Source organism: Pseudomonas sp. OST1909, assembly GCF_015277575.1.
GTDB lineage: Bacteria > Pseudomonadota > Gammaproteobacteria > Pseudomonadales > Pseudomonadaceae > Aquipseudomonas > Aquipseudomonas synxantha_A.
Genome location: NZ_CP063780.1, coordinates 889,585 through 915,047 on the forward strand (window position 1 = coordinate 889,585; position 25,463 = coordinate 915,047).

The following is a 25,463-nucleotide window of genomic DNA, read 5'->3' on the forward strand; positions in this document are numbered from 1 at the left end:
GCGGCGAGCAACGATAGCGCAGAAAGTGTTATAAGTTAACACTTATCGGCTGCGGGGAAAAAGTCTGCGCAAGGCTACACAAGCCCCCTGGATTGGGCATCTCGCCTGTTTCATGCGGAACCTGAAGCGGATTCACCTTGGCCAAAAAAGCGCGACAGCACCAGACGATCCAGTACCCACACCACGATCAGCGACGCCCCCACCAGCGGGAAAACAAGTGCCAGGCCCAGCATGATCACCATCGCGGTTTTCCACCTTGGCAGGTCATGACGCAACGGCGGAACACCCACGCCACCGGCAGGGCGACGCTTCCACCAGATCACCACGCCGCTGACCGCACTGAGCAGGATCATCAGGCAGATCACCAGCACGATCAGTTGGTTGACCCAGCCGAACATCTTGCCTTCATGCAGCATCACGCCGGTCTCGGTGGCGCGGGCGACCAGGTTGTAATGTTCCCAACGCACATCGGCCAGGACCTTGCCGGTGTACTGGTCCACATGCAGGGTGGCGTCATTGCGCGGGTCGTTGGCGAACACCGCGACGGTGAATACCCCCGTGGCGGTGGTGGGGAAGGCGATGCTGTAGCCGGGCTCCACGCCGCGCGCATTGGCCAGGTCGACCACTTGTTGCAGGCGCACGCTTGGCGCGGCAGGGCCTGAGTGCATGGCGCCATGCTTCATGTGTTCGGCGTGGTCGCCGGACATCGGCATCGGCGTGTTTTCCATGGCCCAGGGCACGGTCTGTTGGGTGGCCGTGTTAAGCACGCGTGCCTGCTGGTCGGACTGCGGCACGTTGTTCCACATCGCCGCCGGGAAGGTGTTCCACAGGTCGGCGTATTGCTTGCCCCAGAAACCGGTCCAGGTCATGCCGCTGAGCAGCATCACCAGCAGAAATGCCGCGCCCCAGAAGCCGGCGACAGCGTGCAGGTCACGCCAGAACAAGCGGCCACGGCTGTTGAGACGCGGCCACAATACGCCAGCCGATGACTTGCCACGCGGCCACCACAGGTACAGGCCGGACACCACCAGCATGACGCCCCAGCCGGCGGCGAGTTCTATCAGGCGGTCGCCGGTGGTGCCGATCATCAGCTCGCCGTGCAGGGCGCGGGCAATGGCCTGCAGGTTGTATTTGGCGTCCTGCTCACCCAGGACTGTGCCGCGATACGGGTCGACGAATACGCTGATTTCGCGGTCCTGGTTGTGCATCACGAACTGCGCGCTGCTGGTGGCGTCGGCAGGCGGCAGGTATTTGCTGATCGCGGCCTGGGGGTAGGCGTCTTTGGCGCGTTGCAGCAGTTCGTCGGCGCTCAGAGCGTGCTCGGCGGCGGGTACGGTGAGCAGGTGGCCGTACATCAGCGGGTCGAGCTGGGGTTTGAACAGGTAGATGATGCCGGTCAGGGCCAGCAGCACCATGAAAGGGGCGACAAAGAGACCGGCGTAGAAGTGCCAGCGCCAGGCCAGGTTGTAGAAGGAAATCTTTTGTGTGGTCATCGGCTGCTCCGCATGAGGCTTTTGATTTTTCTTGGTCTGTTACATCGTCATCGCAGGCAAGCCAGCTCCCACATGGGACTGTATTCCACCTGTGGGAGCTGGCTTGCCTGCGATGCTTTTAGAAGCTCATGTCCACCTTGGTCCAGAGCGTACGCCCCGGCTCCTTGATGGCTTGCGGGTCGTTGGCCGGGTAGCCGAAGCCTGCGTTACCCGCCAGGTTCAAATGCTCGGCATAAGCCTTGCCGAACAGATTGTCGACTCCGGTACTGACCTTGAAGTTCTTATTGATGCGGTACGCAGCGTTCAGCGAGAACACGCCAAAACCGCCGCTCTTGTCGTAGTCCTTGCCGACCACGTTGCCCTTGTTCTGGTCGATGCGGTTTTGCGCCGCGACCACGCGCCACAAGGCGCCGGCACTCCAGTCGTCTTCGCTGTAGGTCAGGCCCAGGCGTGCATCCAGCGGCGGCATCTGCGGCAGGGCTTTGCCATCGCTGCTGTTCTTGCCCCAGGCGTAGGCGAGGCTGGCGTCGGCTTTCCAGTTGCGGCTCAGCTTGTAGGCCGCACCCAACTCGCCGCCCATGATGCGCGCGTCGACATTGCGCGCCTGGGAAGTGGTGCCCATCATGCCGGGCCGGTAGTCGAACAGGATGAAGTCGTGCACCTGGCCGACGTAACCCGAGGCCCAGGCTTCGAGGTCGGCGGTTTTGTATTGCGCGCCGAAATCCAGCTGCGTGGTCTTCTCGGGCTTCACGCCGTCAAAGGCATTCACCGAGCCGACCGCGCCGGTGTTGGGGGAGAACAGTTCCCAGTAATCCGGAAAGCGTTCAGCGTGACCCAGGCCCGCATAGACGGTCGTGGGCGTGTCCGCCAGGTCGTGCTCGTAGCGCACAAAGCCCGATGGCAAGGTGTCTGCGCGGGTGTCGTCGGCGGTGGGGTTGGGGCGGCTCATCATTGCCGAGCCGGTGCGTTGCCGGAAATCCTTGGCTGAGGCGCGGTCCAGGCGGGCGCCGGTGATCAGGCGGTCGTTGTCGGCGGCGTACCAGGTCAGCTCGCCGAATACCCCGTAGTTGTGGAAGTTGGCGTCCTTGTTGCGCGGCAGGTCCTTGTAGGTGTCGATGCCCATGCTGCTGCGCGCGCGGTGCTCGTTGGTCTGTGCGTCCAGGCCGCCGATCAGTTGCACATCGGCCCAGCGCCAGGTTGCCTTGAGGCGACCGCCCAGGGTGCGACGGTCGACGTTAGAGGCCATGGGCCCGGCCATCATGCCGGTGCCCGAAGGGACGCGCAGGCTGTAGTTGTCCATGACGTGGTCGGCGTAGTTGTAATAGACCTGGGCCTCGACCTTGTCCAGCACCTCGCCGAGGTTGGATTTTTCGAAGCGCAGCCCGAGGCTTTCGCGCAGGAATTGCGAGCCATCCATACCGCGTCCTGCGTAGCGCGCTTCACCGTCGCCACGGCCGGCGGTGAGTTCCAGCAGCGTGTCGGCGTCGGGGGTGAAACCCACCGCCACATCGCCATTCCACTTGTCATAGCGCGAGGCGACAGTGTCGTTGTTGCCGTCCTTGTAGTCGTCGGCATGGGCCTGGTTGCCGATCACCCGCACATAGCCCAATGGGCCGCCGGCAGCGGCATCGATGACCTTGTCGAAACGCCCGTTGGAACCTGCCAGCACACTGGCGTTGACCCGCGTGCCCAGTTCGCCGAACTGCTCGGGCTCACGCTCGAACAGGATCGTACCGGCCGACGCGCCCGGGCCCCAGAGTACGGTTTGCGGGCCTTTGATCACGGTGAGCTTGTCGTAGGTTTCCGGCGAAATATACGAAGTCGGCGCATCCATTCGGCCTGGGCAGGCGCCGAGCATCATGCCGCCGTTGGTAAGGATGTTCAGGCGCGAGCCGAACATGCCGCGCAGCACCGGGTCGCCGTTGGTGCCGCCGTTGCGCACCAGGGCGAAGCCGGGGATGGTCTTGAGGTAGTCGCCGCCATCGCTGGCGGGCACCGGCTGGCGTGGATCCTTGGGGTTGGTGACAACGGTGAGGGGCGAGCTGGGGGCGATCGCGGTGATCACCGTGGGGCTCAGCTCGTGTTCATGCGCATGGGCGTAGGGGGCAAGCAGTGCGCCGCACAGAGCGGCGAAAACAGGGGCAGCGCCCAAACGGGTGTCAGCAGAAAACCTGGACATGACAAATTCCATCAATCAATCGTAAACAACACGGCCAGCAGCCTGCGGCTGTCTAATTGAAGTCGGCCGGGGTGAAGTAACGCGGTGAAGGGCTTACGACACGATGGGCGGCGCACGACTGCGGGCGCCAGGGAAGATGCTCTGCCGAGCATGGCCCAGGCGGGGGGCGGGGATGAGCGCGTTGGCTGGCGGCGGGGTGCCGAGCGTTACGTAGGAGACGCTGCCGGGCAGGGCCGGGCAACTGAACAGCAGGCTGCAATAGCCGCATTTCTCCCAGAGGACATGATGTTCGTCGGGGGTTTTGGTCGGCTTGGGCTCGCCGTGGCACGCGGGCATGTCCATGGACATACCGGCGTGATGATCCATCGGCATCGCTTGGGAAATCAGCGGACCGATGAAGATCATCAGCATGGCGAACAGGCTGATCCAACTGCCGCGCATCAGACGGCGGTGCGGAGACAACCTGGCGCGGGGGGCGCCCATCGGGTAGGTCTAGTGAGTGTGCTTATGCTCTTGCGTGGCCATCGGCGGGACCTTCTGCACCGACACTTGCACCTGAACCTTGCCTGCTTTCTCGAAGGTCAGGGTCAGTGGGAATTGCTTGCCATCGGCCAACAGGCTGCGGTCTTTGAGGCCCAGCAGCATCACGTGATAAGCCATCGGCGCGAAGGTCAGCTCACCCTTGGCCGGTACGGCAACGCTGGGCACTTGCTGCATCTTCATCAAGTCGCCTTGCATCACATGCTCGTGCAGCTCGGCTTTCTCCGCGACGCTGGTTTCAACGCTGAGCAGGCGATCCGGAGCAGCCCCGGTGTTATGAATCACAAAGTAGGCCGCCACGGTCGGCGCATTCGGTGGCAGCTCCTGGGACCAGGGATCGCTCACCAACAGGTCGCCGGCCTTGTAGTCATCGGCATTGGCAGCACTGAACACCGGCAACAGCAACGCAGCCAGAAGCAGGGAAGATTTAAGCATGGCAGTTCTCCAGAACGGTTCCAAACGCAGTTCACTTGCGAAGAAGATCAGACCGTTGGGGAGGCGCGAGGGTTAAGGCTTGGCCATTGCTGGCGCGGGGTGGGATTGCGCAATAAGCGTGGTGGCAGGCTCTGCACCGCCTCGAAGCGCGTCACATACAGCTGCGGCACATGCCCCGGCAACGCCACCAACGGCGCCGAGCCCGAGCAACACCAGCAATGCTGCATGGCAGAGTGATCGTCCGGCGCTGCCGGGATTTCCAGCTTGCCCAGGGCAATCGCCTTCAGGCTGGCACCATTGGACGAACAGAACCCACCCCACATCAGACGCTTGACCGGGTCATCAGTCTGCTGCATCGCACTGGCCAACGGCATGGCAAACGCATTGAACAGCACTGCAAGGCAGGCGATCCAGGCAATTGCAAAGCGTTGACGGGCCATGGCGGATAATCCGTAGGGTTAAACGATCAGGGGGTATTTAGCCTGATCGGGGGGGATAAGTAAAAAGGGGCGGTGTGGTTTGGTGTCGCAGTGCTATCAGATCGCTGTGGCATGAAGCTTGAGGCCCAATGCTTTCATGACTTTCATGATAGTCCCAAACTCGGGATTGCCCGTGCTGGAGAGGGCTTTGTACAAGCTTTCACGTCCAAGGCCGGCATCACGGGCTACTTGGGTCATGCCTTGGGCACGGGCGATGTCGTTGAGAGCTGAACGAATAAGCAAGCCATCACCCGCATCCTCCTCGAAACAGGCTTCAAGATATTCGGCCATGTCCCCGGGGGTTTTGAGGTGTTCCGCTACATCGAAGTCGGTAAATTCAGTCATCGGTTATTCCTTTTCAAATCTTTCTGCAATTTGCTTTGCTCGTTGGATGTCTCGTTTCTGCGTTGATTTGTCGCCTCCTATCAACAACAGATAAATCACCTCGTCTCTACGTATGAAATAAACTCGGTATCCAGGCCCGTAATGAATGCGCATTTCCGATACGCCATTTCCTACTGCTTCACAGTCCCCGAAATTGCCTGATTGTGCGTTTTTCAACCTTGCCAATATGCGTGCCCGGGCAGGTTCACTGCGTAACGCGTCAAGCCACTCCTGAAAAGGTTTTGACTTCTTGAAGTGATTCATCTTTGAGCGTATTCCATGGGATACAGGATGGCAAGTCGCGACGCACTGCAAAAGCAGTGCATCTCCATCGTGGGCGATGCTGCAAAACCGCGTGAGGCGACGTTAGGGCGCAGGATTAGGCTCGACCAGCCAGGTTGTTCGGAAGGATTTGTAAGATGGGTCGCTTTTTGAGGGGGGTAGATAAGCAACTAGGATTTGCGTAGTTCTTCGTATACGCAGAACTTTGCGAGACGTCTTTGAGGTTGCCCCCAGGACCTCAATCCCTAATCTACGTACACCGCTGCAAACTCAGCGGTCGGGCGTCGTGGCCGGATGATCAAGCAATGTCTCATTTCAGTTGACGCTTACTAGAGGGTGTCTGGAAGGGTGATTGCCTGTAGCGTTGCCGCTAAGGTGGTGAACTCTCGATCCACCGCAGCCAATACCGGCCGCTTCAACACCAACACCGGCACCCCCCGCTCCCGCGCCACTTCCAGCTTCGGTTCGGTGGCGGTGCTGCCGCTGTTCTTGCTGATCAGTACATCGATCCTGCGCCGTTCGAATAAAGCCCGCTCATCCTCGATCAGAAACGGCCCGCGCGCGCCGATCACTTCACACCGCGCATTCCCCGGATAAACGTCCAGTGCGCGCAAGGTCCAGAACTGGTCGGCGGGGATTTCATCGAGATGTTGCAAGGGTTCGCGACCCAGGGTGAACAATGGGCGCTTGAAAGGCTTCAACGCGGCTATCAGCGCGGCCCAGTCAGGCACTTCCCGCCAGTCATCCCCCACTTGCGGCTGCCACGCCGGACGTCGCAAAGCCCAGCAAGGCACATCGCTCAATCGCGCCGCCTGGGCCGCGTTGTGGCTGATCTGCGCCGCATACGGATGCGTGGCATCGAGGATCAGGCTGATGCGTTCATCACGAACAAACTGCGCCAGCCCTTCAGCACCTCCATAACCCCCGACTCGAACCTGGCAGCTCAGGTCGGTCGGCACACGGCCCACGCCCGCCAGGCTGTAGATATGCTCCGGCCCCAGGGTGCGGGCAATGGCCAACGCCTCCGTCACGCCGCCCAGCAACAGAATTCTTTTCATAGGGGCTTGATCACTTCCAATAGCGTGATCGGCAATGCCTGGCGCCAGGTATCGAACTCGCCCAATGGCTGCGCCTGGGCCACGTGGATGCGGGTCAGTTCGCCGCCGTGCTCGGTGCGCCAGTTCATCAAGGTCATTTCGCTTTGCAGGGTCACGGCATTGGCCACTAACCGCCCGCCGGGGCGCAGGTGTTGCCAGCAGGTGTCGAGCACGCCTTCGCGGGTGACGCCGCCGCCGATGAAGATGGCGTTCGGTGCTTCCAGACCGCTTAACGCCTCCGGCGCCTTGCCGCGAATCAGTTGCAGGCCGGGCACGCCGAGGGCGTCGCGGTTGTGTTCGATCAGGCTTTGGCGGCCTGCGTCGGCCTCGATTGCCACGGCGCGGCAGCTCGGATGCGTGCGCATCCATTCAATGCCGATGGAGCCGCTGCCCGCGCCCACGTCCCACAACAGTTCGCCGGGCATGGGGGCAAGGCGGGCGAGGGTCATGGCGCGCACGTCGCGTTTGGTCAGTTGGCCATCGTGCTTGAAGGCCGCGTCGGGCAAACCTGCAAGGCGTGACAGACGTGGTGCGTTCGCATCCGCCAGGCAGTCGATGGCGACCAGGTTCAAAGCGGCAACCTCGGCGTGTTCCCACGATTGCGCGTGCCCGTCGATGCGCCCCTCAGCCAGGCCGCCCAAGTGTTCAAACACGGTAATCCGGCTGGGGCCGAAACCGCGCTCGGCCAACAACGCAGCCATCAACGCGGGGCTGCTGCCGTCATTGCTCAAGACCAACAAGCGCACGCCAGCGGCCAGATGCGCATTAAGTGCTGCCAACGGACGAGCGACCACCGATAGCGTCACCACCTCCTGCAACGGCCAGCCCAGGCGCGCTGCCGCCAGGGACACCGACGATGGTGCGGGCAAAATCAACAACTCTTCAGCTGCCACTTGCCGGGCCAGGCTGGCGCCGACGCCATAGAACATCGGGTCGCCACTGGCCAAGACGCACACAGGCTCCCCGCGCCGCGAGAACACCGGCTCCAGGGAAAACGGGCTCGGCCACACCTGGCGTTCGCCACGAATACACACCGGCAAAAGGTCCAACTGGCGTTGGCCGCCTATAATCCGCGTGGCGCGCAACAGGGCGTGCCGGGCATTCCTGCCCAGGCCCTTGAAGCCGTCTTCACCGATGCCTACAACCGTCAGCCAGGGCGACATATCAATTCCTTGAACGACATCCGACGGGCAGGCTTTTCATGCCGCCGGACAAAGCAGGCATAATACCGCGCCTTTACCCGTCAACCGGTAGCCCCGTGAACCCAACGCCCGCTGTGAATACCATGCGCCCCTCGGCTTGTCCGGGGTTGCTGCGTATTGTCCAGGCGTTGGACGGCGGCATTTGCCGGATCAAACTGGCCGGTGGTTCGATCACCGCAGCCCAGGCCAGCGCCGTGGCCGACGCGGCCCGTACGTACGCGGGCGGGATAATCGAGGCGACCAACCGCGCCAACTTGCAGATCCGCGGCATTGGCGCCGAGCAGGACGCCTTGATCGCCAGGTTGCTTGCCGCCGGCCTGGGCCCCAATAACGCTGGCGGTGACGACGTGCGCAACCTGATGCTCAGCCCCGGCGCTGGCATCGACCCGCAGATGCTGTTCGACACCCGCCCGCTGGCCACGCAGATTCTTGCCACCTTGCAAAACCATGCGCGGTTCCACCAGCTGTCGGCCAAGTTCGCGATACAACTCGATGGCGGTGAAGCCCTGGCGATGCTGGAGCATCACCATGACCTGTGGCTGTCGGCGTTTGTGCGCGATGGTCAGACGCTGTTGGCGTTCGGCCTGGCCGGTTGTCCGGGGCTGGATGCGCCCGTGGCGGCAGTGCCGCTGGATCAGGGCCATGCACTGGTGGTGGCGGTGCTGGAGGCCTTTCTCGACCTGGCGACGCCCGAGCAAACACGTATGCGTCATCTGCCTGTGGATAACTTGTTGGGCCGCCTGATGCTGCCGCTGTTGTCGGCGCAGGGCTTCAAGCGACCGGCCAGTGGTGCGTTGTTGCACATCGGCAGTTATCCACAGACCCAAAAAAATCAGTTTTACGTCGCGGCAGTCGCGCCATTGGGCCGCCTGGATTCGCTGATGCTCCAGGGCGCCGCGCAACTGGCCAGCGAGTACGGCGATGGCACGTTGCGCTTCACGCCCTGGCAGGGCGTGCTACTGCCTAACATTGAACGCGTTGGCGCCGTGACCGAACGCCTGGCGCAACTGGGCTTTGTGTGTTCAATCGACCAACCCCTGGCGCGCATGATTGCCTGCACCGGTTCCAGCGGTTGCGGCAAGGGCCTGGCCGATACCAAGGCCGACGCGGTGCAACTGGCCGCCCTGCAACCCGGCGTCGAAGCGCACCTGTCCGGCTGCCCGCGCTCATGCGCCGCCGCGCACACCGCGCCGGTCACGTTGCTGGCGGTGAGCCCCGGCCATTACGACCTCTATTTTCGCGATGCAGCCCACTCGGGTTTCGGTCGGCTGCACGCGCGCACTCTTTCCATTGAAGCGGCGGGCGCCCTGTTACGCGCTCGCCCACGGAGCAACACCGATGATTGATTACATCCGCGACGGTCAGGAGATCTATCGCAACTCCTTTGCCATTATTCGCGCGGAAGCCAACCTGGACCGCATCCCGGCCGATCTGGAAAAACTCGCGGTGCGGGTGATTCATGCGTGCGGCATGGTCGAGGCCATCGACGGTCTGCAATTTTCCGAAGGGGCGGGCAAGGCCGGGCGCGATGCGCTGGCTGCTGGCGCGCCGATCCTGTGTGATGCGCGGATGGTCTCCGAGGGCGTGACCCGTGCGCGTCTGCCGGCCAATAACGAAGTGATCTGCACCCTGCGCGACGACAGCGTGCCGCAGCTGGCGCGGGAGCTGGGCAACACCCGTTCCGCCGCCGCTCTGGAGCTGTGGCGCCCGCACCTGGAAGGCAGCGTGGTGGTGATCGGCAACGCGCCGACCGCCTTGTTCTACCTGTTGGAAATGCTCGACGCCGGCGCGCCGAAACCGGCACTGATCCTGGGGTTCCCGGTCGGTTTCGTTGGCGCCGCCGAGTCCAAGGCCATGCTTGCCGCCGACAGCCGTGGCGTACCCTTCGTGATCATGCAAGGCCGCCTGGGCGGTAGCGCCATGGCTGCCGCCGCCGTCAACGCCCTGGCCACGGAGGTCGAATAATGCAGGTGCGCGGACGTTTGATCGGCCTGGGCGTAGGCCCCGGTGACCCGGAACTGATCACCCTCAAGGCCCTGCGCCTGCTGCGTGAATCGCCGGTGGTGGCGTATTTCGTGGCCAAGGGCAAGAAGGGCAACGCTTTCGGCATCATCGAAGGCCACCTGGTGCCACAGCAGACCCTGATGCCGCTGGTGTACCCGGTCACCACTGAAGCGCTGCCGGCGCCGCTGTCCTATGAACAAGTGATCAGCGACTTCTACGACAACGCCAGCCTCGACGTGGCCGCGCACCTGGACGCGGGCCGCGATGTGGCGGTGATCTGCGAAGGTGATCCATTCTTCTACGGCTCCTACATGTACCTGCATGACCGCCTTGCCGAGCGCTACGAAGCCCAGGTAATTCCGGGTGTGTGTTCGATGCTCGGTGGCGCTTCGGTGCTCGGCGCGCCGTTGGTGTATCGCAACCAGAGCTTGTCGGTGCTCTCGGGCGTATTGCCCCATGATGACCTCAAGCGCCGCCTGGCGGATGCCGATGCCGCAGTGATCATGAAGCTGGGGCGCAACTTCCCGAAGGTGCGCCAGGTGTTGGAAGAGCTGGGCCTGGCCGAACGTGCGCTGTACGTGGAGCGCGCCACCATGGCCAACCAGAAGATCGTGCCGCTGGACCAGGTGGAGCCGATGTCGTCGCCGTATTTCTCGCTGATCATCGTGCCCGGTGAAAGGTGGCAAGGTTGATGACTCCGGCGATTGTGATTCTGGGCCAAGGCAGTTTGGCCACGGCGCGCAAGATCCAGCAGGTTTACCCTGGCGCGTTGATCCACGGCCTGGCGGCTCGGGTTGAAGGGGCGGACCAGAGCTACAGCGAGTTCGGCGCGACGCTGCGCCAGCTCTACCAGCAAGGCACGCCGCTGATTGCCCTGTGCGCGGCCGGCATTGTGATTCGTACCCTGGCGGCGCTGCTGCTGGAAAAAGGCGAGGAACCCGCCGTGCTGGCCGTGGCTGAAGACGGCAGCGCCGTGGTGCCGCTGCTGGGTGGCCTGGGCGGGGTGAATGTGATGGCGCGTGACATCGCCGCGGCATTGGGCGTATCCGCGGCAATCACCACCAGTGGCGAACTGCGTTTTGGCACCTGCCTGCTCAACCCGCCGACGGGTTATCAACTGGCGGACATTGAACTGGGCAAGCGCTTTGTCTCGGACCTTTTGGCCGGTGAATCGGTACGCGTCGAAGGCGTGGCGCCGTGGCTGGATCAAGCCAACCTGGTCCAGGACCCACAGGCGCGCCTGGCGATTCATGTGGGCAGTGCCGAGCGCCCACCGGCACCGAACGAGCTGCTGATTTATCCACAAAACGTCTGCATTATCTGCAAGCCTGGGGCGCGGTTGGCCGAGCGCGTGCGCACTGCGCTGCATGAGGCGGGGATCGCGGTGCAAGCCGTGGCCTGCCTGTTGGCCAGCGACCTGCAGATGGCCGACGCCTCATTGCATGAAGCTGCGCTGGCGTTGGGTGTGCCGCTGCGTTTTGCCCCGGTGATGCCCGTTGCGGACATCAGCATTACCGTGGCCGAACAGCCCTTGGACGTGTCGCAGGTGGGACGCCCCCGTGGCCGTCTCGCAGTGATCGGCCTGGGTCCCGGTGCGGCCGAGTTGATGGTGCCGGCGGTCAAGGCGGAACTGGCGCGTTGCACCGATGTGCTGGGGTATGAAACCTATGTGCGCATGGCCGGGCCGTTCCGTGACGATCAAGTGCAACACTGCACCGACAACCGCGAAGAAATGCAGCGCGCTCGCCATGCTTTCGAGCTGGCTGCGCAGGGGCGGTCGGTGGTGGTGGTGTCGTCCGGCGACCCGGGTGTATTCGCCATGGCCGCCGCGGTGATCGAGGCGCTGCACGACTCCACGGACCCGGCCTGGCATCAGGTCGACCTGGAAATCCTGCCGGGGGTTTCTGCCTCCCTGGCCACCGCCGCCCAGGCCGGTGCTCCCTTGGGGCATGACTTCTGCGTCATGTCGCTGTCGGATAACCTCAAGCCCTGGTCGATCATTGAAAAGCGTCTGGACCTGGCTTCCCAAGCCGATCTGGCCCTGGCGTTCTACAACCCGATCTCGCGTTCGCGGCCCTGGCAACTGGGGCGTGCCCTGGAGATCGTCGGCCTGCACCGCACGCCCGATACGCCGGTGGTGCTGGGCCGCGACATCGGCCGCCCGGGCCAGACGCTACGCGTCACCACCCTGGGCCAATTGACGCCCGAGCAGGTGGACATGCGCACCATGGTGCTGATCGGCTCGTCCACCACCTGCGTGTTCCCGCGTGCCGGTGGCGGGGCGTGGGTGTACACGCCGCGTTGGTACGGCGACAAACCCGCCTCCTGAAAACGGTCCGCTGGCCGCCGGAAAGCTCCGAATGACCCAGGGATTCTCCTGATGTTGTTCGGGGCTTTTTCTTTTTTTTACGGTGAAAACCGCAAGCCTGCCGGCTGTGCCTTGTGATTGCTGGGCACTGGGTTTTCACCGGTGCCACCAAGGTATGTTTGTCGCATGGAAAGCCCTCCGCCCGCTGGACTAGTGTGAAGGAAAGCCCCATGTCGGGTGCTTGTGGAGAACTGAAAAATGGAGCGACGTAACAGAAGGATCAACACTATCAAACGGCGCAAGCTGATTGCCGCCTACAAGTTGCCGGGGGCACCAGGAGCGCACGCGGCGTTACCCCTGGACACTGACGACGACTGCAATGCGGCGGTGGTCAACAACGGGGTGATTTCCTTCGCCGAGGGGCTGTCTGGGCTGAACCGCGAATACATTCGCAAGAGTTACCTGCTGGCCAGCAGTTACGTGAGCGATGTATTGAAGGTGCATCGGGGCACCGAGGCGTGGTACGACGAATTTATCAAGGTCATGGTCAGTCTTGGCTGGCTGCCGGTGCGCAGCAGTTTCGAGCGGGTCTCACGCTCCGGCAAGGGGCTGACGGTGCAATTGGCTGCGCTGAATATTATCGGCGCGCTGCTGGCGTCGATGTCACTGTCGGGGCCGCTGGTTACCGCGCTGCCCAAATTGGCCGCCGATGCGCTGGAGGCATTGAAGCGGCAGCCGGCGTCTTTCGATTTGTTCAAGCGCAATAGCGCGGTGCATGAGGGCGGTGACTTCGGCGTGGCGTCCTGCGCCGAAACCAATGGTGAAGTGATGATGGTGCTGGTGACCTTCAGCAGCCACGGTGTGAACAAACAGGTGGGAGTGCCGTTCCTTGAATGGGACAGCTCATCGTTCGAGGCTTTCAGCGGGCAAACCTGTCTGGTGCTGAACACCTCGGTGGTCAACGAAAAAACCATCCAGCTGATGCGCGAAAGCGCCGGTGACAAGGTGCAGCTGGCGATTGCCAAATACCGGATCTAAGGCACCAGGTAGCCGCGAACCCCGGTAAAAATGATTTGCGCGGCCAGGGCGCATACGAACAGGCCCATCAACCGGCTGACAATCTGCAAGCCCTGGTCGCCGAGAATCCGTTCGATACGGTTGGACAGGTACAGCACCACACCCACGGTGAGGCTGGCCAAGGCGATGCTGAGGATGGCGGTGAGCTTGTCGTCCCAGTGGGGCTGGCTCACGCCCATCACCAGCAGCGCGCCGATGGTGCCTGGGCCGACAGTGAGCGGGATGGTCAGCGGCACGATGGTCACGTCCTGCTGCACGTTGTCGGTCTGCACCGCCGACTTGCCCTGAGCCATGCCCAGGGCTGAGATAAACAACACGCTGCCGGCGCCGATACGGAACGCGTCCACGGTAATGCCGAACACGCTGAAAATCACCCTGCCGAACAGGTAGAGCAACACGCTCGATACCAGGGTCGCCAGTGCGACTTTCCAGGCCAGGCGCCGACGCTCCTTGCTGGAATAGCCACGGGTCAGGCTGATAAAGCAGGACAGCACAAAAAACGGGCTGTAGAGCACCAGCATCTTCAGGTAAACGCTGAATAACACATGGAGCATGGGGGCGGCTCGCGGGCGGGGGAAGTGTGGAGGAGTCTATCCGACAGAGATCAAATGTGGGAGCTGGCTTGATCCCACAGGGGATGGTATTTCAAATCAGGAAATGGTGCTGCGCTCAGGAAGCTTTTGGCGCTGCACTACCCAGTAATCCACCAGCTCGCGCAACTGTGATAGCTCCACCGGCTTGGCCATATGCCCGTCCATGCCGGCCTGGCGTGCGCGTTCTTTATGTTCCGAAAGAATATGCGCCGTGAGCGCTACCACCGGCGTGCGTACGCGTTGGTGGCTGACTTCCCACGCGCGCAGCTGCTGGGTGGCGGAGAATCCATCGAGGACTGGCATTTCACAATCCATCAACACCAGGTCATAGCGCTGGGCTTTCATCGCTTGCAGGGCTTCTTCGCCGTTGCTGGCGGTGTCCGGGTTGAGGTTGAGTTTGCCGAGCATGCCGCGAATCACTTTGGTGGAGATGCTGTTGTCTTCGGCTACCAGGATGCGGAAATCGCTCGGCACGGTCACCGCCACCGGCGCGCTGGGAGCGGGGCGTGGAATGGCTGCGCCTTTGCTGCGCTGGGCCAGTTCGTCTGCCAGGGTCGTCTTGAGCGTATAACCGGCCACGGGTTTGGCGAGGATGCGCTTGATCCCGCAGTTGCGCGCGATGATCTTGCTCGGTGCGTTGCTGATACCGGTGAGCATGATCAGCAGGATGTCGTGGTTCAGGCTCGGGTCTTCCTTGATCTTCGCCGCCAGTTGCATGCCGGTCATGCCTGGCATGTTCTGGTCCAGCAGCACCACGTCGAAGTAATCGCGCAGGTGTGCCTTGGTGCGCAGCAGCGCCAGGGCCTCCTTGCCGGACGGCACGGCGCTGACATTAAGGCCCCAGGCCGAACATTGCTGCACCAGTACTTTGCGGCAGGTGTCGTTGTCGTCCACCACCAGCACACGGGCGTCCTTGAGCGGGCCGTCGAGATCCGACGTCGGGTGCTCCAGGCGCTCCGGGTCCAGCGGCAGCGTCAGCCACAGGGTACTGCCCTGATGGCTGCCACTCTTGATACCGAATTCGCCGTTCATCAGCAGGATCAACTGGCGGGCAATGACCAGGCCCAGGTGACCGCTCAGGCGTGTCGCCGAGAGGAAGTTCTTGCTGTGCAGTTCGCTGTGCAGTAGTGCGTCGCGTTCGGCGGCTTCCATCGGCACGCCGCTGTCCTGCACGGCAATGCGCAAACGGGGCTTGGTGCTGCGCTCGTCGAGGGCCACGACGATCAGCACTTCGCCTTCATCGGTCTTGTGCAGGGCGTTTTCCAGCAGGCTCAACAGCGCCTGGCGCAGGCGCGTCGGGTCGCCGCTGATCACGCGTGGCACCTGGGGCTGGATAAAGCTGATCAGCTCGACATTCTGCTGCTCGGCCTTGGCGCGAAAGATACTCAGGCAGTCGTCGATCAACGCGTTGAGGTCGAACTGCACATCATCGAGTTCGATCTGCCCGGACTCCAGCTTGGAAATGTCGAGAATCTCGTTGATCAGGGTGAGCAGCTCGTTACCGGCGCTGTGGATGGTCTGCACGTAGTCGCGCTGCTTCACCGACAGCGGCGTACCCAGTAGCAGTTCGGTCATGCCCAGCACGCCGTTCATGGGCGTGCGGATTTCATGGCTGATCTTCGCCAGGAACTCGGCCTTGGCGGCGATTTCGGCGTTGCTGGCGGCCAGGTCGCGGCTCAGGCTGAAGCGCGTTTCGACAATCGCGCGCTGGCGTTCGCCCAGGGCCAGGCTCATCAACAGGCCGCTGAGGCAGATGAAACCCAGTAGGGTAACGATCAGGCCCTGCGGCGCCACCAGGGTGAGGCCGAGCAGGGCGGGAAGAATGATCAGTGTGCCAATGTTGAACACCACCATCGCCGCCACGAACAGACGCGCCGGGCGGTAGCCTTTTTGCCAATGGTAGGCCGAGACAAACAACATGCTCAGGCCGGCCAGTGCCACCAGGGCATAGGTGATGATGTTCAGTGGCAGGGTATTGACGAACAACAACAGCAGGCCGCACAGCACGATCAGCAGGATATCGGCCATCAACACCTTGTTCAGCGGGTGCGGGCCCAGGGGCATGAAGAAGCGGTAGGCGAACATCAACCCGCAAGGTGCGGTCAGCAACAGGGCGAGGTAGGCGCCAGGGGTCTGGATCGCGTGCCAGTTCGGCAGCCATGGCCCCACCAGATTGAGCAGCAGCGCCAGGCTGAGCATCAACAGCAATTCGCAGGCGGCCAGCCACAGGCTGCTGCGCGAGCGGTGGTAGGCGAAGCGTGTGAGGTTGTGCAGGATCAGCATCAGCAGCACGCCGAACAGCAGGCCGTAGATCAGCGTCTGGTTCTGGTTGGCGGCGGCCAGTACTGCAGGTTCCAGGGTGATGTAGGGGCGCAGTTCGTGTTCCGAGACCAGGCGCAGGTACACCTCCAGAGGTCGTGGGCTCTGGGGCATCGGCAGCATGAAATCACTGCTCGGCAGCGGGCGTTCAGCCTGGGGTTGGCGCGTGCCGGTGGTTTGTTGCTCCACCAGGGTATCGCCGTCCAGTACGTACAGGCTCAGGCTGGAAAGATCCGGGGCAAAGACCCGCAGCACTTGTTCGTGCTTGCCGGGCTGCAGCCTGAAGCGCACCCACAACGCACCGTCCGGCTGCGCGGCAGTGATCCGGTCCAGTTCGATGGGGCTGAATTGATTGGTGTAGCGGGCGGAACGGATGTCGCTCAGTTGCAGGTCGGCCTGTTCATCAAGCAATACCGCCCAACCACTGCCTTGCGCGGCGGCCTGGGCCGGGAGCAGGCAGAGCAGGGTCAGCAAGCTGACTGTGAAACCTATGGCGATCCTGAGCCAGCGCACGGCGAAATCCCTTCGTAGGTTGATGCACGGGTTAACTATGCGCGGGGCGACATGTGTACGGCAAGGGCCAAAGGCCCTTACCTAACCGAACGGATAGCTACTGCAAGTGTAGCTCTCAGCTGTTTTCACCGCGTTCACGGGCAATGGCGCGGTAGCCGATGTCGGTGCGGTAGAAGCAACCTTTCCAGTCGATTTTCGCAGCCAGCTTGTACGCCTGCTGTTGTGCGGCATCGACACTGGCACCCATTGCGGTAGCGCACAACACACGGCCACCTGCGGTTACAACTTTGCCGTCCTGGAGCGCGGTACCTGCGTGGAACACCTTGCCTTCCAGCGCAGCGGCGGCGTCCAGACCTTCAATCACATCGCCCTTGGCGTAATCGGCAGGGTAACCACCGGCTGCCAGCACGATGCCGACGCTCGGGCGTGGGTCCCACTGTGCTTCGACCTTATCCAGCGCTTGGGCCAGCGCTGCTTCCACCAGCAGCACCAGGCTCGACTGCAGGCGCAGCATCACCGGTTGGGTTTCCGGATCGCCGAAACGGCAGTTGAACTCGATGACTTTCGGGTTACCGGCTTTGTCGATCATCAGGCCGGCGTAGAGGAAACCGGTGTAGACGTTGCCTTCGTCGGCCATGCCGCGCACGGTCGGCCAGATCACCAGATCCATGACGCGCTGATGCACATCGCTGGTGACCACTGGCGCCGGGGAGTAAGCACCCATGCCGCCAGTGTTCGGGCCGCTGTCGCCATTGCCGACGCGCTTGTGGTCCTGGCTGGTGGCCATGGGCAGTACGTTCTTGCCGTCGACCATTACGATGAAACTGGCTTCTTCGCCGTCGAGGAATTCCTCGATCACCACGCGCGAACCTGCATCACCAAAGGCATTGCCGGCGAGCATGTCGCGCACGGCGTCTTCGGCTTCCTGCAGGGTCATGGCGACGATCACGCCTTTACCGGCAGCCAGGCCATCGGCCTTGATCACGATCGGTGCGCCTTTTTCACGCAGGTAGGCGAGGGCCGGCTCGATCTCGGTGAAGTTCTGGTAGTCGGCGGTGGGGATCTTGTGGCGTGCCAGGAAATCCTTGGTGAAGGCTTTCGAGCCTTCCAACTGGGCGGCGCCAGCGGTCGGGCCGAAGCAATCCAGGCCACGGCTGCGGAACAGATCGACGACGCCGGCAACCAGTGGCACTTCCGGGCCGACGATGGTCAGGGAAACATTCTTCTCGGCAAAATCTGCCAGTTGCTCAAGGGCCAGTACGTCGATGGCGACGTTTTCGCACTTGGCCTCAATGGCGGTACCGGCGTTGCCGGGGGCGACGAAGACTTTCTGGACACGTGGGTCCTGGGCAACTTTCCAGGCCAGGGCGTGTTCACGGCCACCGCTGCCAATGATCAAAACATTCATTTCAAAAACCTCGGATGAAGCAAATTCGTGGGGGCACTGTTGGCTGTTTTCCTGTGGGAGCTGGCTAGCCTGCGATGCGGGCACCTCGGTGTGTCAGTTGCACCGAGGTGATGCTATCGCAGGCAAGCCAGCTCCCACATGGAGCCAGTGCCCGCTTGAGATCAAATCAATCAGTGGCGGAAGTGGCGCATACCGGTGAAGACCATCGCAATGCCAGCTTCATCAGCAGCGGCAATCACTTCTGCATCACGCATCGAGCCGCCCGGTTGGATCACGGCAGTAACACCGGCTTTCGCGGCGTTATCCAGGCCATCACGGAACGGGAAGAATGCATCGGAAGCCATTACCGAACCCACCACCTGCAAACCGGCGTGTTCTGCCTTGATCGCAGCGATACGCGCCGAGTTAACACGGCTCATCTGGCCGGCGCCGACACCGATGGTCTGGCGGTTCTTGGCGTAGACGATGGCGTTGGATTTAACGTACTTGGCGACTTTCCAGGCAAAGATCAAATCGTTGATCTCTTGCTCGGTCGGGGCGCGTTTGGTCACCACTTTCAAGTCCTGGCTGCCGATCATGCCGATGTCGCGGCTCTGTACCAGCAAGCCGCCATTGACGCGCTTGTAGTCCCAGGCAGCGGCGCGGTCGGCCGACCACTCGCCGCAGGCCAGCAGGCGCACGTTGGCTTTGGCGGCGACAATGGCGCGGGCTTCTTCGCTGACGCTTGGTGCGATGATCACTTCGACGAATTGGCGCTCGACGATCGCCTTGGCGGTCTCGGCATCCAGCTCGCGGTTGAAGGCAATGATGCCGCCGAACGCGGATTCGGTATCGGTGGCGTAGGCCAGTTCGTACGCTTGGCGGATACCGCCTTCAGCGTCCGGGCTCACGGCCACGCCGCACGGGTTGGCGTGCTTGACGATCACGCAGGCCGGTTTGACGAAGCTCTTCACGCATTCCAGCGCGGCGTCGGTATCGGCCACGTTGTTGTAGGAAAGTTCTTTGCCTTGCAGCTGGGTCGCGGTGGCAATGCCCACTTCGGCAGGCTTGGCTTCCACGTAGAACGCCGCGCTCTGGTGCGGGTTCTCGCCGTAGCGCATTTCCTGGGCCTTGATGAACTGGCTGTTGAAGGTGCGCGGGAACTGGCTGCGACCTTCTGTGCTCAAGGTGTCAGCCGCTTGGTTCACGGTGCCCATGTAGTTGGCGATCATGCCGTCATAGGCTGCGGTGTGTTCGAACGCCTTGAGCATCAGGTCGAAACGCTGGGCGTAGGTCAGGCCACCGGCTTTCAGGTTTTCCAGCACGTGGGCGTAGTCGCTGGCGTTGACCACGATGGCCACGTCTTTGTGGTTCTTGGCCGCCGAGCGCACCATGGTCGGGCCGCCGATATCGATGTTTTCGATGGCGGTGGGCAGGTCGCAGCCTGGCTTGTTGATGGTGGCTTCGAACGGGTAGAGGTTAACGGCCACCAGGTCGATCGGCTTGATGCCGTGCTCGGTCATGATGGCGTCGTCGATGCCGCGACGGCCGAGGATGCCGCCGTGGATTTTCGGGTGCAGGGTCTTGACGCGACCGTCCATCATTTCTGCGAAACCGGTGTAGTCCGCGACTTCTACTGCGGCCACGCCGTTGTCCTGCAGCAGTTTGAAGGTCCCGCCCGTGGAGAGAATTTCCACACCCAGGGCTTCCAGCTCCCGGGCAAATTCGAGGATCCCGGTCTTGTCGGAAACACTGATCAAGGCGCGGCGGATCGGCAGGCGGGTAGTCTGGTCGGTCATTTCAATTTCCATCAAAAGCAAAGGAGTCAGCAAAAAAGGCGACCGGTTTTACGCGGGCGCCTTTCTGGTTTGATTGAATGCTTACAGCAAATCGTACTGCTTGAGCTTTTTGCGCAAGGTGCCACGGTTGAGGCCCAGCAGCTCACTGGCTTTGGTCTGGTTGCCCTTGACGTAGTTCATCACGCTTTCGAGCAAGGGCGCCTCGACTTCGGAGAGCACCAGGTTGTACACGTCCGTGACGGAAGCACCCTCAAGGTGGGCGAAATAATTGTGCAGCGCTTTCTCGACACTCCCGCGAAGGGTCTGGCCTTCTTCGCTGGGCGTGTTGAGGTGCTGTTTCAAATTGACGTTGTCGCTCACGGGTGTTGTTCCACTCACTAAAGTCTCGGTCATCATCGTCATGCGGCCACCCCTTTTCCATCCCCTGTTCCCAGGCTCTTGTCACGTTCGGCGAAGAACTCACGAACGGTGGCGACCTGTGCCTGCGTTTCATCCAAACGATTGAACTGAGCGCGAAATTCCTTGGCGCCCGGCAAGGTGGCGAGATACCAGCCGACATGCTTGCGAGCAATGCGTACGCCCATCACATCCCCATAGAAGGCGTGCAGGGCGGCCAGATGCTCCAGCAGAATACGTTCCACTTCGACCAACTCCGGCGCCGGCAAGACTTCACCAGTGCGCAGGAAATGCTCGATCTCGCGAAAAATCCACGGTCGCCCCTGGGCGGCCCGGCCAATCAACAATCCATCGGCACCGGTTGCGTGCAGCACGCGCCGGGCTTTCTCGGCGCAGTCGATGTCGCCATTGGCAAATACCGGCATCGACACGGCCTGCTTGATCGCGGCAATGGTGTCGTACTCGGCTTCACCGGTATAAAGGTCGGCGCGGGTACGGCCATGCACCGCCAGCGCTGTAATCCCGGCCTGTTCAGCGATCTTTGCCACTGTGAGGCCATTTTTGTTGTCCCGGTCCCAACCGGTACGAATCTTCAGGGTCACCGGCACATCGACTGCGCCAACGACGGCCTGCAGGATCTCGGCGACCAACTGCTCATCTTTCAACAGGGCGGAACCGGCGGCCTTGTTGCAGACCTTCTTGGCCGGGCAGCCCATGTTGATATCAATGATCTGTGCACCCAGCTCCACATTGGCCCGGGCCGCATCCGCCAGCATCTGCGCATCACCCCCGGCGATCTGTACCGAGCGTGGCTCGGGATCACCTTCGTGGATCATGCGCATCCGCGATTTGCGGGTGTTCCACAAACTCATGTCGCTGGTAACCATTTCAGAGACTACTAGACCCGCGCCCAAACGCTTGCACAGCTGACGAAAGGGCTGATCGGTGACACCCGCCATCGGGGCGAGGATCAAGCCGTTCTGCAATGTATATGGGCCGATGCGTACCGCCGACATAGGACTTCCCTGTTGTGGGGCCGGATCATTAGAGTTCGAAAAAGGGTTGGCATGATACCCGCTCTCGATGACGGGTTAAAGGCTGAATTGGATAAAATCTGAACAGTTATTTTTTTATCGCCACCGGTTTGGTTGACGTCGGTCAAGTCAATAATCCGCCGTCAAACCTCTTCGGGCGTGGCGTTTCACTCGGGCGAGTGGAAGCTCAGGCTGTAGTTCACGGCTTTGTTGCCGGGATCAAGGATGTCGAGGGAAATGTGGATCGGTGTCTGCGAAGGCATTTCGCTGACGCCAGCCAACTCGCCGCTCAGATATTCGGCGGGTTTGAAGCGACGACTGGCGATCAGGCTGCCGTTCAAATCTGCAAAACGCAGTTCCAGCAGCGGGAACGGCTGGGAAAAGGTCGCGCGGTTATAGAGGATTGCATCCACCACCAGCGCACCGGCGAACTCCGGATGGCTGCGTACCACCAGGTTGCTGCTCTTGATATGGGCGATATCGACCCGCGATGGCACGGTGCAACCCAATTTCGGGCACAGCTGCTGGAACCACGGACGGTAGGCGTCCTGACGGGCCAGTTCGTCGAATTGGTAGGCGATGTACTGGCCTGCCAGGCCGGCGGCGGCAATCAGTACCAGCAGGATCCAGATCAGGCGGCGGCCCCAGCCCGACGGACGTTTCTGTGCATAGAGGTGCAGCGGGTCGTCTTCAAGGTCCTGAAGCACGGCGTCGTGAGCGTTGGCCTCGGTGCGTGGGCGTTTACGCCGTGATTGCGGGCGTTCATCGGCTTCTTCTGCCGCTGGGGTCAGGGGCGTGAAGGGCGGGTCGGGCTCGTCGTCATGCAGGGGAGAGAGCGGGGTTGGCTCGTCGTCGATGGTTTCGCTGTGCAGCGACATGGACGGTTCGGTGCGCTGCCGGGTATTGCTTGGTTCAGGCTCGTCTTCGTCGCTGTCTGCGCGCTCTTGCGCGGGCTCGCTGAACAGGCTGGCGGCCCATTGTTCTTCCTCGGCCTTGACCGTGTCGCGGCTGGCGCTGAGGGTGTCTTCCTTGTGCCGACGGTCGGTGCCGGGTAGTCGACGCTCCGCGCCCTGGGGTTGAGTGTGCTGAATCTCGCGGCGCTCGAGCTTGGCCAGTTCTTCGTCCAGGTCCAGGTTGTCCAGGTCCAGCTCCTGGGCTGTCCACTGTTTCTGGCTGATGGCTCGCGGGGGCTCAGGCGTTGGCTCAACCGCAGCGGGCACTTCAGGTTCGGCTGCCGACACTTGGGCGCGCTGCTCCAGCAACTGGCGAGCGGCATTGAACACTTGCAGGCACGAGCCGCAGCGCACCACGCCACGGGCCACGCTCAACTGAGCGTGGTTGACACGGAAGCGGGCTTGGCAATGCGGGCACTGGGTGACGAAACTGTCGGTCATGCGGCCATCCGATTCAGACAAGCGCTCATTCTAGCGCCGACGACCGCTGATGCGTACCCAGCCATCACGGTTGGCGATCGGGTCCAGCTCGAAATCCCTGGCGTAGGCCGCAGCCACGTCTTCACCTTGCTCGGCGAGGATACCCGACAGCGCCAGGCGCCCACCCGGCTTGACCAGGCTCGACAGTTGCGGTGCCAGCGACACCAGCGGCCCGGCGAGGATATTGGCGACCAGCACATCGGCCTGTACCTGGGGCAGATCTTCAGGCAGATAGAGTGGGAATTTGCCTTCAGCGATGTTATTGCGCCCGGCGTTATCGCGGGAGGCTTCCAGGGCCTGCACGTCGATATCGGTGCCCACGGCCTCCTTGGCGCCCAGCAGCAGCGCGGCAATCGCCAGGATCCCGGAGCCGCAGCCGAAGTCCAGTACGTTGCTGTCGGTCAGGTCCTGGCCGTCCAGCCATTCCAGGCACAGGGCGGTGGTGGGGTGGGTGCCGGTGCCGAACGCCAGGCCCGGGTCCAGCAGCAGGTTGACGGCGTCTGGCTCGGGAGCAGCGTGCCAGCTTGGCACGATCCACAGGCGCTGGCCGAAGCGCATGGGCTGGAAGTTATCCATCCAGCTGCGTTCCCAGTCCTGGTCTTCGATGACTTCGCTGTGATGCTCGGGCAGCGGGCCGCCGGTGAGCAGTTCCATATGGGCCAGTACGGCGGCGGCATCGGTGCCGTCTTCGAACAGGGCCAGCAGGTGGGTGTGGGACCACAGCGGCGTGGTGTTGAGTTCCGGCTCGAAGATCGGCTGGTCTTCGGCGTCCATGAAGGTCACCGACACAGCGCCCACTTCGAGGAAAGCGTCTTCGTAGGTTTCGGCTTGTTCTGGGCTGATGGCGAGACGGACTTGCAGCCAAGGCATGGCGGGCACCTTTGAAAAAATGAATGTGCAGCGAGTAGGCCGCGAAAGCGCGCAAGTTTACGCGAGCGGGCAGCAGAAGACGACATTACTGAGTGAATGCGGACCAAATGTGGGAGGGGGCTTGCTCCCGATTGCAGTGTGTCAGCCGCAGTATCTGTAACTGATCCACCGCTATCGGGAGCAAGCCCCCTCCCACATTTGGACTGTGTGCATCCTGGAAAACAGGTGTGCAGAAACAACAAAGCCGCCCGAAGGCGGCTTTGTTGGGTGGAGCACTTACTGGTTGGCCAGCTTGTGTTCCAGGTAGTGAATGTTCACACCACCTTCGCAGAAACCCTCATCGCGAACCAGGTCCCGATGCAGCGGGATGTTGGTCTTGATGCCGTCGACCACGATTTCGTCCAGGGCGTTGCGCATACGGGCCATGGCCTCGTCGCGGGTCGCGCCCCAGGTGATCAGCTTGCCGATCAGCGAGTCGTAGTTGGACGGAACCTTGTAGCCGCTGTACAGGTGCGAATCCACACGTACGCCGTTGCCGCCGGGCGCGTGGAAATGCTTGACCAGGCCAGGGCTTGGGATAAAGGTTTTCGGGTCTTCGGCGTTGATGCGGCACTCCAGGGAGTGGCCGTGCATCTTCACGTCGTCCTGGGTGAAGGACAGCACGTTACCGGCGGCGATGCTCAGCATCTCCTTGACGATGTCGATACCGGTGACCATCTCCGAAACCGGATGCTCTACCTGCACACGAGTGTTCATCTCGATGAAGTAGAAGCGACCGTTCTCGTAGAGGAACTCGAAGGTACCGGCGCCACGGTAGTTGATGTCGATGCACGCCTTGACGCAGCGTGCCAGGACTTCCTGGCGGGCTTTTTCATCGAGGCCCGGTGCCGGGGCTTCTTCCAACACTTTCTGGTGACGACGTTGCAGCGAGCAGTCGCGGTCGCCCAGGTGGATGGCGTGGCCCTGGCCGTCGGACAGCACCTGGACTTCCACGTGACGTGGGTTGGTCAGGTACTTCTCCAGGTAGACCATCGGGTTGCCGAACCAGGCGCCCGCTTCGGAGCGGGTCTGCTTGGCGGCTTCGATCAGGTCTTCTTCCTTGTGCACCACGCGCATACCGCGACCACCACCGCCACCGGCGGCCTTGATGATCACCGGGTAACCGACTTCGCGACCAATGCGCAGAGCGGTTTCCTCGTCTTCAGGCAGTGGGCCGTCGGAGCCTGGAACGGTCGGCACGCCCGCTGCAATCATGGCGTCCTTGGCCGAGACCTTGTCGCCCATCAGGCGAATGGTTTCGGCTTTGGGGCCGATGAAGGCAAACCCGGATTTTTCCACCTGTTCGGCGAAGTCGGCGTTTTCCGCGAGGAAGCCGTAGCCCGGGTGGATGCCATCAGCGCCGGTCACTTCTGCGGCAGCGATGATGTTCGAGACTTTCAGGTACGAGTTCGTGGCCAGTGGCGGGCCGATGCAGATGCTTTCGTCCGCCAGTTTCACGTGCATCAATTCGGTATCGGCCGTCGAGTAAACAGCGACGGTCTTGATGCCCTCTTCCTTACAGGCGCGCAGGATACGCAGCGCGATCTCGCCGCGGTTGGCGATCAGGACTTTTTGCAGTTTCTTCGCAGGTTTCAACATC

Annotated in this window: 23 protein-coding genes; 5 read left to right on the forward strand and 18 right to left on the reverse strand. The window is 62.1% G+C overall.

From position 1 onward, the window contains the following. Positions 1-110 precede the first annotated feature (110 nt). From IH404_RS03825 to cbiE, 9 genes are all read right to left on the reverse strand, one after another. Positions 111-1,493: a PepSY domain-containing protein gene (locus tag IH404_RS03825; RefSeq protein WP_194439974.1), complete on the reverse strand. Its 1,383-nt coding sequence runs from the start codon at positions 1,491-1,493 to the stop codon at positions 111-113. A 118-nt stretch (positions 1,494-1,611) separates the two neighbouring features. Continuing rightward, on the reverse strand, positions 1,612-3,672 hold the full coding sequence (locus IH404_RS03830) for a TonB-dependent copper receptor (RefSeq protein WP_005784358.1): 2,061 nt from the start codon (positions 3,670-3,672) through the stop codon (positions 1,612-1,614). Positions 3,673-3,765: 93 nt separating this feature from the next. Then, positions 3,766-4,155 carry a DUF2946 domain-containing protein gene (locus IH404_RS03835; RefSeq protein WP_032803236.1) on the reverse strand — a complete coding sequence of 130 codons (390 nt, stop codon included), beginning with the start codon at positions 4,153-4,155 and terminating at the stop codon, positions 3,766-3,768. 9 nt (positions 4,156-4,164) lie between these two features. Continuing rightward, the gene (locus tag IH404_RS03840; RefSeq protein WP_005784362.1) at positions 4,165-4,647 is read right to left on the reverse strand and encodes a copper chaperone PCu(A)C; all 483 of its coding nucleotides are present in this window, start codon (positions 4,645-4,647) and stop codon (positions 4,165-4,167) included. Between the two features lie 47 nt (positions 4,648-4,694). Beyond that, entirely contained in the window at positions 4,695-5,087 is a 393-nt protein-coding gene (locus tag IH404_RS03845; protein WP_005784364.1) for a DUF2946 domain-containing protein, read from the reverse strand. Positions 5,088-5,183: 96 nt separating this feature from the next. Further along, entirely contained in the window at positions 5,184-5,471 is a 288-nt protein-coding gene (locus IH404_RS03850) for an addiction module antidote protein (RefSeq protein WP_005784366.1), read from the reverse strand. Between the two features lie 3 nt (positions 5,472-5,474). Beyond that, on the reverse strand, positions 5,475-5,774 hold the full coding sequence (locus IH404_RS03855; protein ID WP_005784367.1) for a type II toxin-antitoxin system RelE/ParE family toxin: 300 nt from the start codon (positions 5,772-5,774) through the stop codon (positions 5,475-5,477). A 347-nt stretch (positions 5,775-6,121) separates the two neighbouring features. Continuing rightward, positions 6,122-6,850, reverse strand: a complete 729-nt coding sequence (locus IH404_RS03860) for a cobalt-precorrin-6A reductase (protein WP_005784369.1) — start codon at positions 6,848-6,850, stop codon at positions 6,122-6,124. Further along, on the reverse strand, positions 6,847-8,052 hold the full coding sequence (cbiE, locus tag IH404_RS03865) for a precorrin-6y C5,15-methyltransferase (decarboxylating) subunit CbiE (RefSeq protein WP_194439975.1): 1,206 nt from the start codon (positions 8,050-8,052) through the stop codon (positions 6,847-6,849). Before cbiE ends, IH404_RS03860 begins: the two co-directional genes overlap by 4 nt. 38 nt (positions 8,053-8,090) lie before the next feature. On the opposite strand from cbiE, the gene cobG reads away from it, so the two are divergent. The 5 genes from cobG to IH404_RS03890 all read left to right on the forward strand — a co-directional run bounded on the left by cobG (position 8,091) and on the right by IH404_RS03890 (position 13,441). Beyond that, a complete protein-coding gene (gene cobG / locus IH404_RS03870; RefSeq protein WP_194439976.1) occupies positions 8,091-9,437 on the forward strand; it encodes a precorrin-3B synthase in 1,347 nt (448 codons plus the stop codon). Continuing rightward, positions 9,430-10,056, forward strand: coding sequence for a precorrin-8X methylmutase (locus tag IH404_RS03875; protein ID WP_005784376.1), 627 nt, complete (start codon positions 9,430-9,432; stop codon positions 10,054-10,056). Before cobG ends, IH404_RS03875 begins: the two co-directional genes overlap by 8 nt. After that, complete coding sequence (locus tag IH404_RS03880) at positions 10,056-10,787, forward strand: precorrin-2 C(20)-methyltransferase (RefSeq protein ID WP_005784378.1); 732 nt, start codon at positions 10,056-10,058, stop codon at positions 10,785-10,787. The genes IH404_RS03875 and IH404_RS03880 overlap by 1 nt, the downstream gene beginning before the upstream one ends. Then, the gene (gene cobJ / locus IH404_RS03885) at positions 10,787-12,424 is read left to right on the forward strand and encodes a precorrin-3B C(17)-methyltransferase (RefSeq protein WP_005784380.1); all 1,638 of its coding nucleotides are present in this window, start codon (positions 10,787-10,789) and stop codon (positions 12,422-12,424) included. Before IH404_RS03880 ends, cobJ begins: the two co-directional genes overlap by 1 nt. A gap of 237 nt (positions 12,425-12,661) precedes the next feature. Beyond that, the gene (locus tag IH404_RS03890; RefSeq protein WP_194439977.1) at positions 12,662-13,441 is read left to right on the forward strand and encodes a hypothetical protein; all 780 of its coding nucleotides are present in this window, start codon (positions 12,662-12,664) and stop codon (positions 13,439-13,441) included. Here IH404_RS03890 and IH404_RS03895 read toward each other — a convergent pair. From IH404_RS03895 to accC, 9 genes are all read right to left on the reverse strand, one after another. Then, entirely contained in the window at positions 13,438-14,034 is a 597-nt protein-coding gene (locus IH404_RS03895; protein WP_003171467.1) for a MarC family protein, read from the reverse strand. The genes IH404_RS03890 and IH404_RS03895 overlap by 4 nt on opposite strands. Positions 14,035-14,130: 96 nt before the next feature. Next, positions 14,131-16,905 carry a hybrid sensor histidine kinase/response regulator gene (locus IH404_RS03900; protein WP_194439978.1) on the reverse strand — a complete coding sequence of 925 codons (2,775 nt, stop codon included), beginning with the start codon at positions 16,903-16,905 and terminating at the stop codon, positions 14,131-14,133. 115 nt (positions 16,906-17,020) lie between these two features. Beyond that, positions 17,021-18,313 carry a phosphoribosylamine--glycine ligase gene (gene purD, locus IH404_RS03905; RefSeq protein WP_103733880.1) on the reverse strand — a complete coding sequence of 431 codons (1,293 nt, stop codon included), beginning with the start codon at positions 18,311-18,313 and terminating at the stop codon, positions 17,021-17,023. Between the two features lie 170 nt (positions 18,314-18,483). Then, entirely contained in the window at positions 18,484-20,091 is a 1,608-nt protein-coding gene (gene purH / locus IH404_RS03910) for a bifunctional phosphoribosylaminoimidazolecarboxamide formyltransferase/IMP cyclohydrolase (RefSeq protein WP_005784388.1), read from the reverse strand. An 81-nt stretch (positions 20,092-20,172) separates the two neighbouring features. Then, positions 20,173-20,493 (reverse strand): DNA-binding transcriptional regulator Fis, encoded by a 321-nt coding sequence (gene fis, locus IH404_RS03915; protein WP_002555375.1) that lies wholly within the window; start codon positions 20,491-20,493, stop codon positions 20,173-20,175. Next, positions 20,490-21,503, reverse strand: a complete 1,014-nt coding sequence (dusB, locus tag IH404_RS03920; RefSeq protein ID WP_032878112.1) for a tRNA dihydrouridine synthase DusB — start codon at positions 21,501-21,503, stop codon at positions 20,490-20,492. Before dusB ends, fis begins: the two co-directional genes overlap by 4 nt. A 185-nt stretch (positions 21,504-21,688) precedes the next feature. Further along, the gene (locus IH404_RS03925) at positions 21,689-22,915 is read right to left on the reverse strand and encodes a DUF3426 domain-containing protein (RefSeq protein ID WP_194439979.1); all 1,227 of its coding nucleotides are present in this window, start codon (positions 22,913-22,915) and stop codon (positions 21,689-21,691) included. 30 nt (positions 22,916-22,945) lie between these two features. After that, positions 22,946-23,824, reverse strand: coding sequence for a 50S ribosomal protein L11 methyltransferase (gene prmA, locus IH404_RS03930; protein ID WP_005784395.1), 879 nt, complete (start codon positions 23,822-23,824; stop codon positions 22,946-22,948). A gap of 276 nt (positions 23,825-24,100) precedes the next feature. Further along, on the reverse strand, positions 24,101-25,462 hold the full coding sequence (gene accC / locus IH404_RS03935; protein WP_003188188.1) for an acetyl-CoA carboxylase biotin carboxylase subunit: 1,362 nt from the start codon (positions 25,460-25,462) through the stop codon (positions 24,101-24,103). Between the last annotated feature and the right edge of the window lies 1 nt (position 25,463).

Excerpts from the sequence above, each read along its gene's own strand:
- IH404_RS03895 (WP_003171467.1), bottom strand. The coding sequence starts at position 14,034 with ATGCTCCATGTGTTATTCAGCGTTTACCTGAAGATGCTGGTGCTCTAC.
- IH404_RS03830 (WP_005784358.1), bottom strand. The coding sequence starts at position 3,672 with ATGTCCAGGTTTTCTGCTGACACCCGTTTGGGCGCTGCCCCTGTTTTC.
- IH404_RS03850 (WP_005784366.1), bottom strand. The coding sequence starts at position 5,471 with ATGACTGAATTTACCGACTTCGATGTAGCGGAACACCTCAAAACCCCC.
- prmA (WP_005784395.1), bottom strand. The coding sequence starts at position 23,824 with ATGCCTTGGCTGCAAGTCCGTCTCGCCATCAGCCCAGAACAAGCCGAA.
- purD (WP_103733880.1), bottom strand. The coding sequence starts at position 18,313 with ATGAATGTTTTGATCATTGGCAGCGGTGGCCGTGAACACGCCCTGGCC.
- IH404_RS03840 (WP_005784362.1), bottom strand. The coding sequence starts at position 4,647 with ATGCTTAAATCTTCCCTGCTTCTGGCTGCGTTGCTGTTGCCGGTGTTC.
- IH404_RS03880 (WP_005784378.1), top strand. The coding sequence starts at position 10,056 with ATGCAGGTGCGCGGACGTTTGATCGGCCTGGGCGTAGGCCCCGGTGAC.
- IH404_RS03890 (WP_194439977.1), top strand. The coding sequence starts at position 12,662 with ATGGAGCGACGTAACAGAAGGATCAACACTATCAAACGGCGCAAGCTG.
- cobG (WP_194439976.1), top strand. The coding sequence starts at position 8,091 with ATGCCGCCGGACAAAGCAGGCATAATACCGCGCCTTTACCCGTCAACC.
- cbiE (WP_194439975.1), bottom strand. The coding sequence starts at position 8,052 with ATGTCGCCCTGGCTGACGGTTGTAGGCATCGGTGAAGACGGCTTCAAG.
- IH404_RS03845 (WP_005784364.1), bottom strand. The coding sequence starts at position 5,087 with ATGGCCCGTCAACGCTTTGCAATTGCCTGGATCGCCTGCCTTGCAGTG.
- accC (WP_003188188.1), bottom strand. The coding sequence starts at position 25,462 with ATGTTGAAACCTGCGAAGAAACTGCAAAAAGTCCTGATCGCCAACCGC.
- purH (WP_005784388.1), bottom strand. The coding sequence starts at position 20,091 with ATGACCGACCAGACTACCCGCCTGCCGATCCGCCGCGCCTTGATCAGT.
- dusB (WP_032878112.1), bottom strand. The coding sequence starts at position 21,503 with ATGTCGGCGGTACGCATCGGCCCATATACATTGCAGAACGGCTTGATC.
- IH404_RS03875 (WP_005784376.1), top strand. The coding sequence starts at position 9,430 with ATGATTGATTACATCCGCGACGGTCAGGAGATCTATCGCAACTCCTTT.
- IH404_RS03860 (WP_005784369.1), bottom strand. The coding sequence starts at position 6,850 with ATGAAAAGAATTCTGTTGCTGGGCGGCGTGACGGAGGCGTTGGCCATT.
- IH404_RS03825 (WP_194439974.1), bottom strand. The coding sequence starts at position 1,493 with ATGACCACACAAAAGATTTCCTTCTACAACCTGGCCTGGCGCTGGCAC.
- fis (WP_002555375.1), bottom strand. The coding sequence starts at position 20,493 with ATGACGATGATGACCGAGACTTTAGTGAGTGGAACAACACCCGTGAGC.
- IH404_RS03855 (WP_005784367.1), bottom strand. The coding sequence starts at position 5,774 with ATGAATCACTTCAAGAAGTCAAAACCTTTTCAGGAGTGGCTTGACGCG.
- IH404_RS03925 (WP_194439979.1), bottom strand. The coding sequence starts at position 22,915 with ATGACCGACAGTTTCGTCACCCAGTGCCCGCATTGCCAAGCCCGCTTC.
- IH404_RS03835 (WP_032803236.1), bottom strand. The coding sequence starts at position 4,155 with ATGGGCGCCCCCCGCGCCAGGTTGTCTCCGCACCGCCGTCTGATGCGC.
- cobJ (WP_005784380.1), top strand. The coding sequence starts at position 10,787 with ATGACTCCGGCGATTGTGATTCTGGGCCAAGGCAGTTTGGCCACGGCG.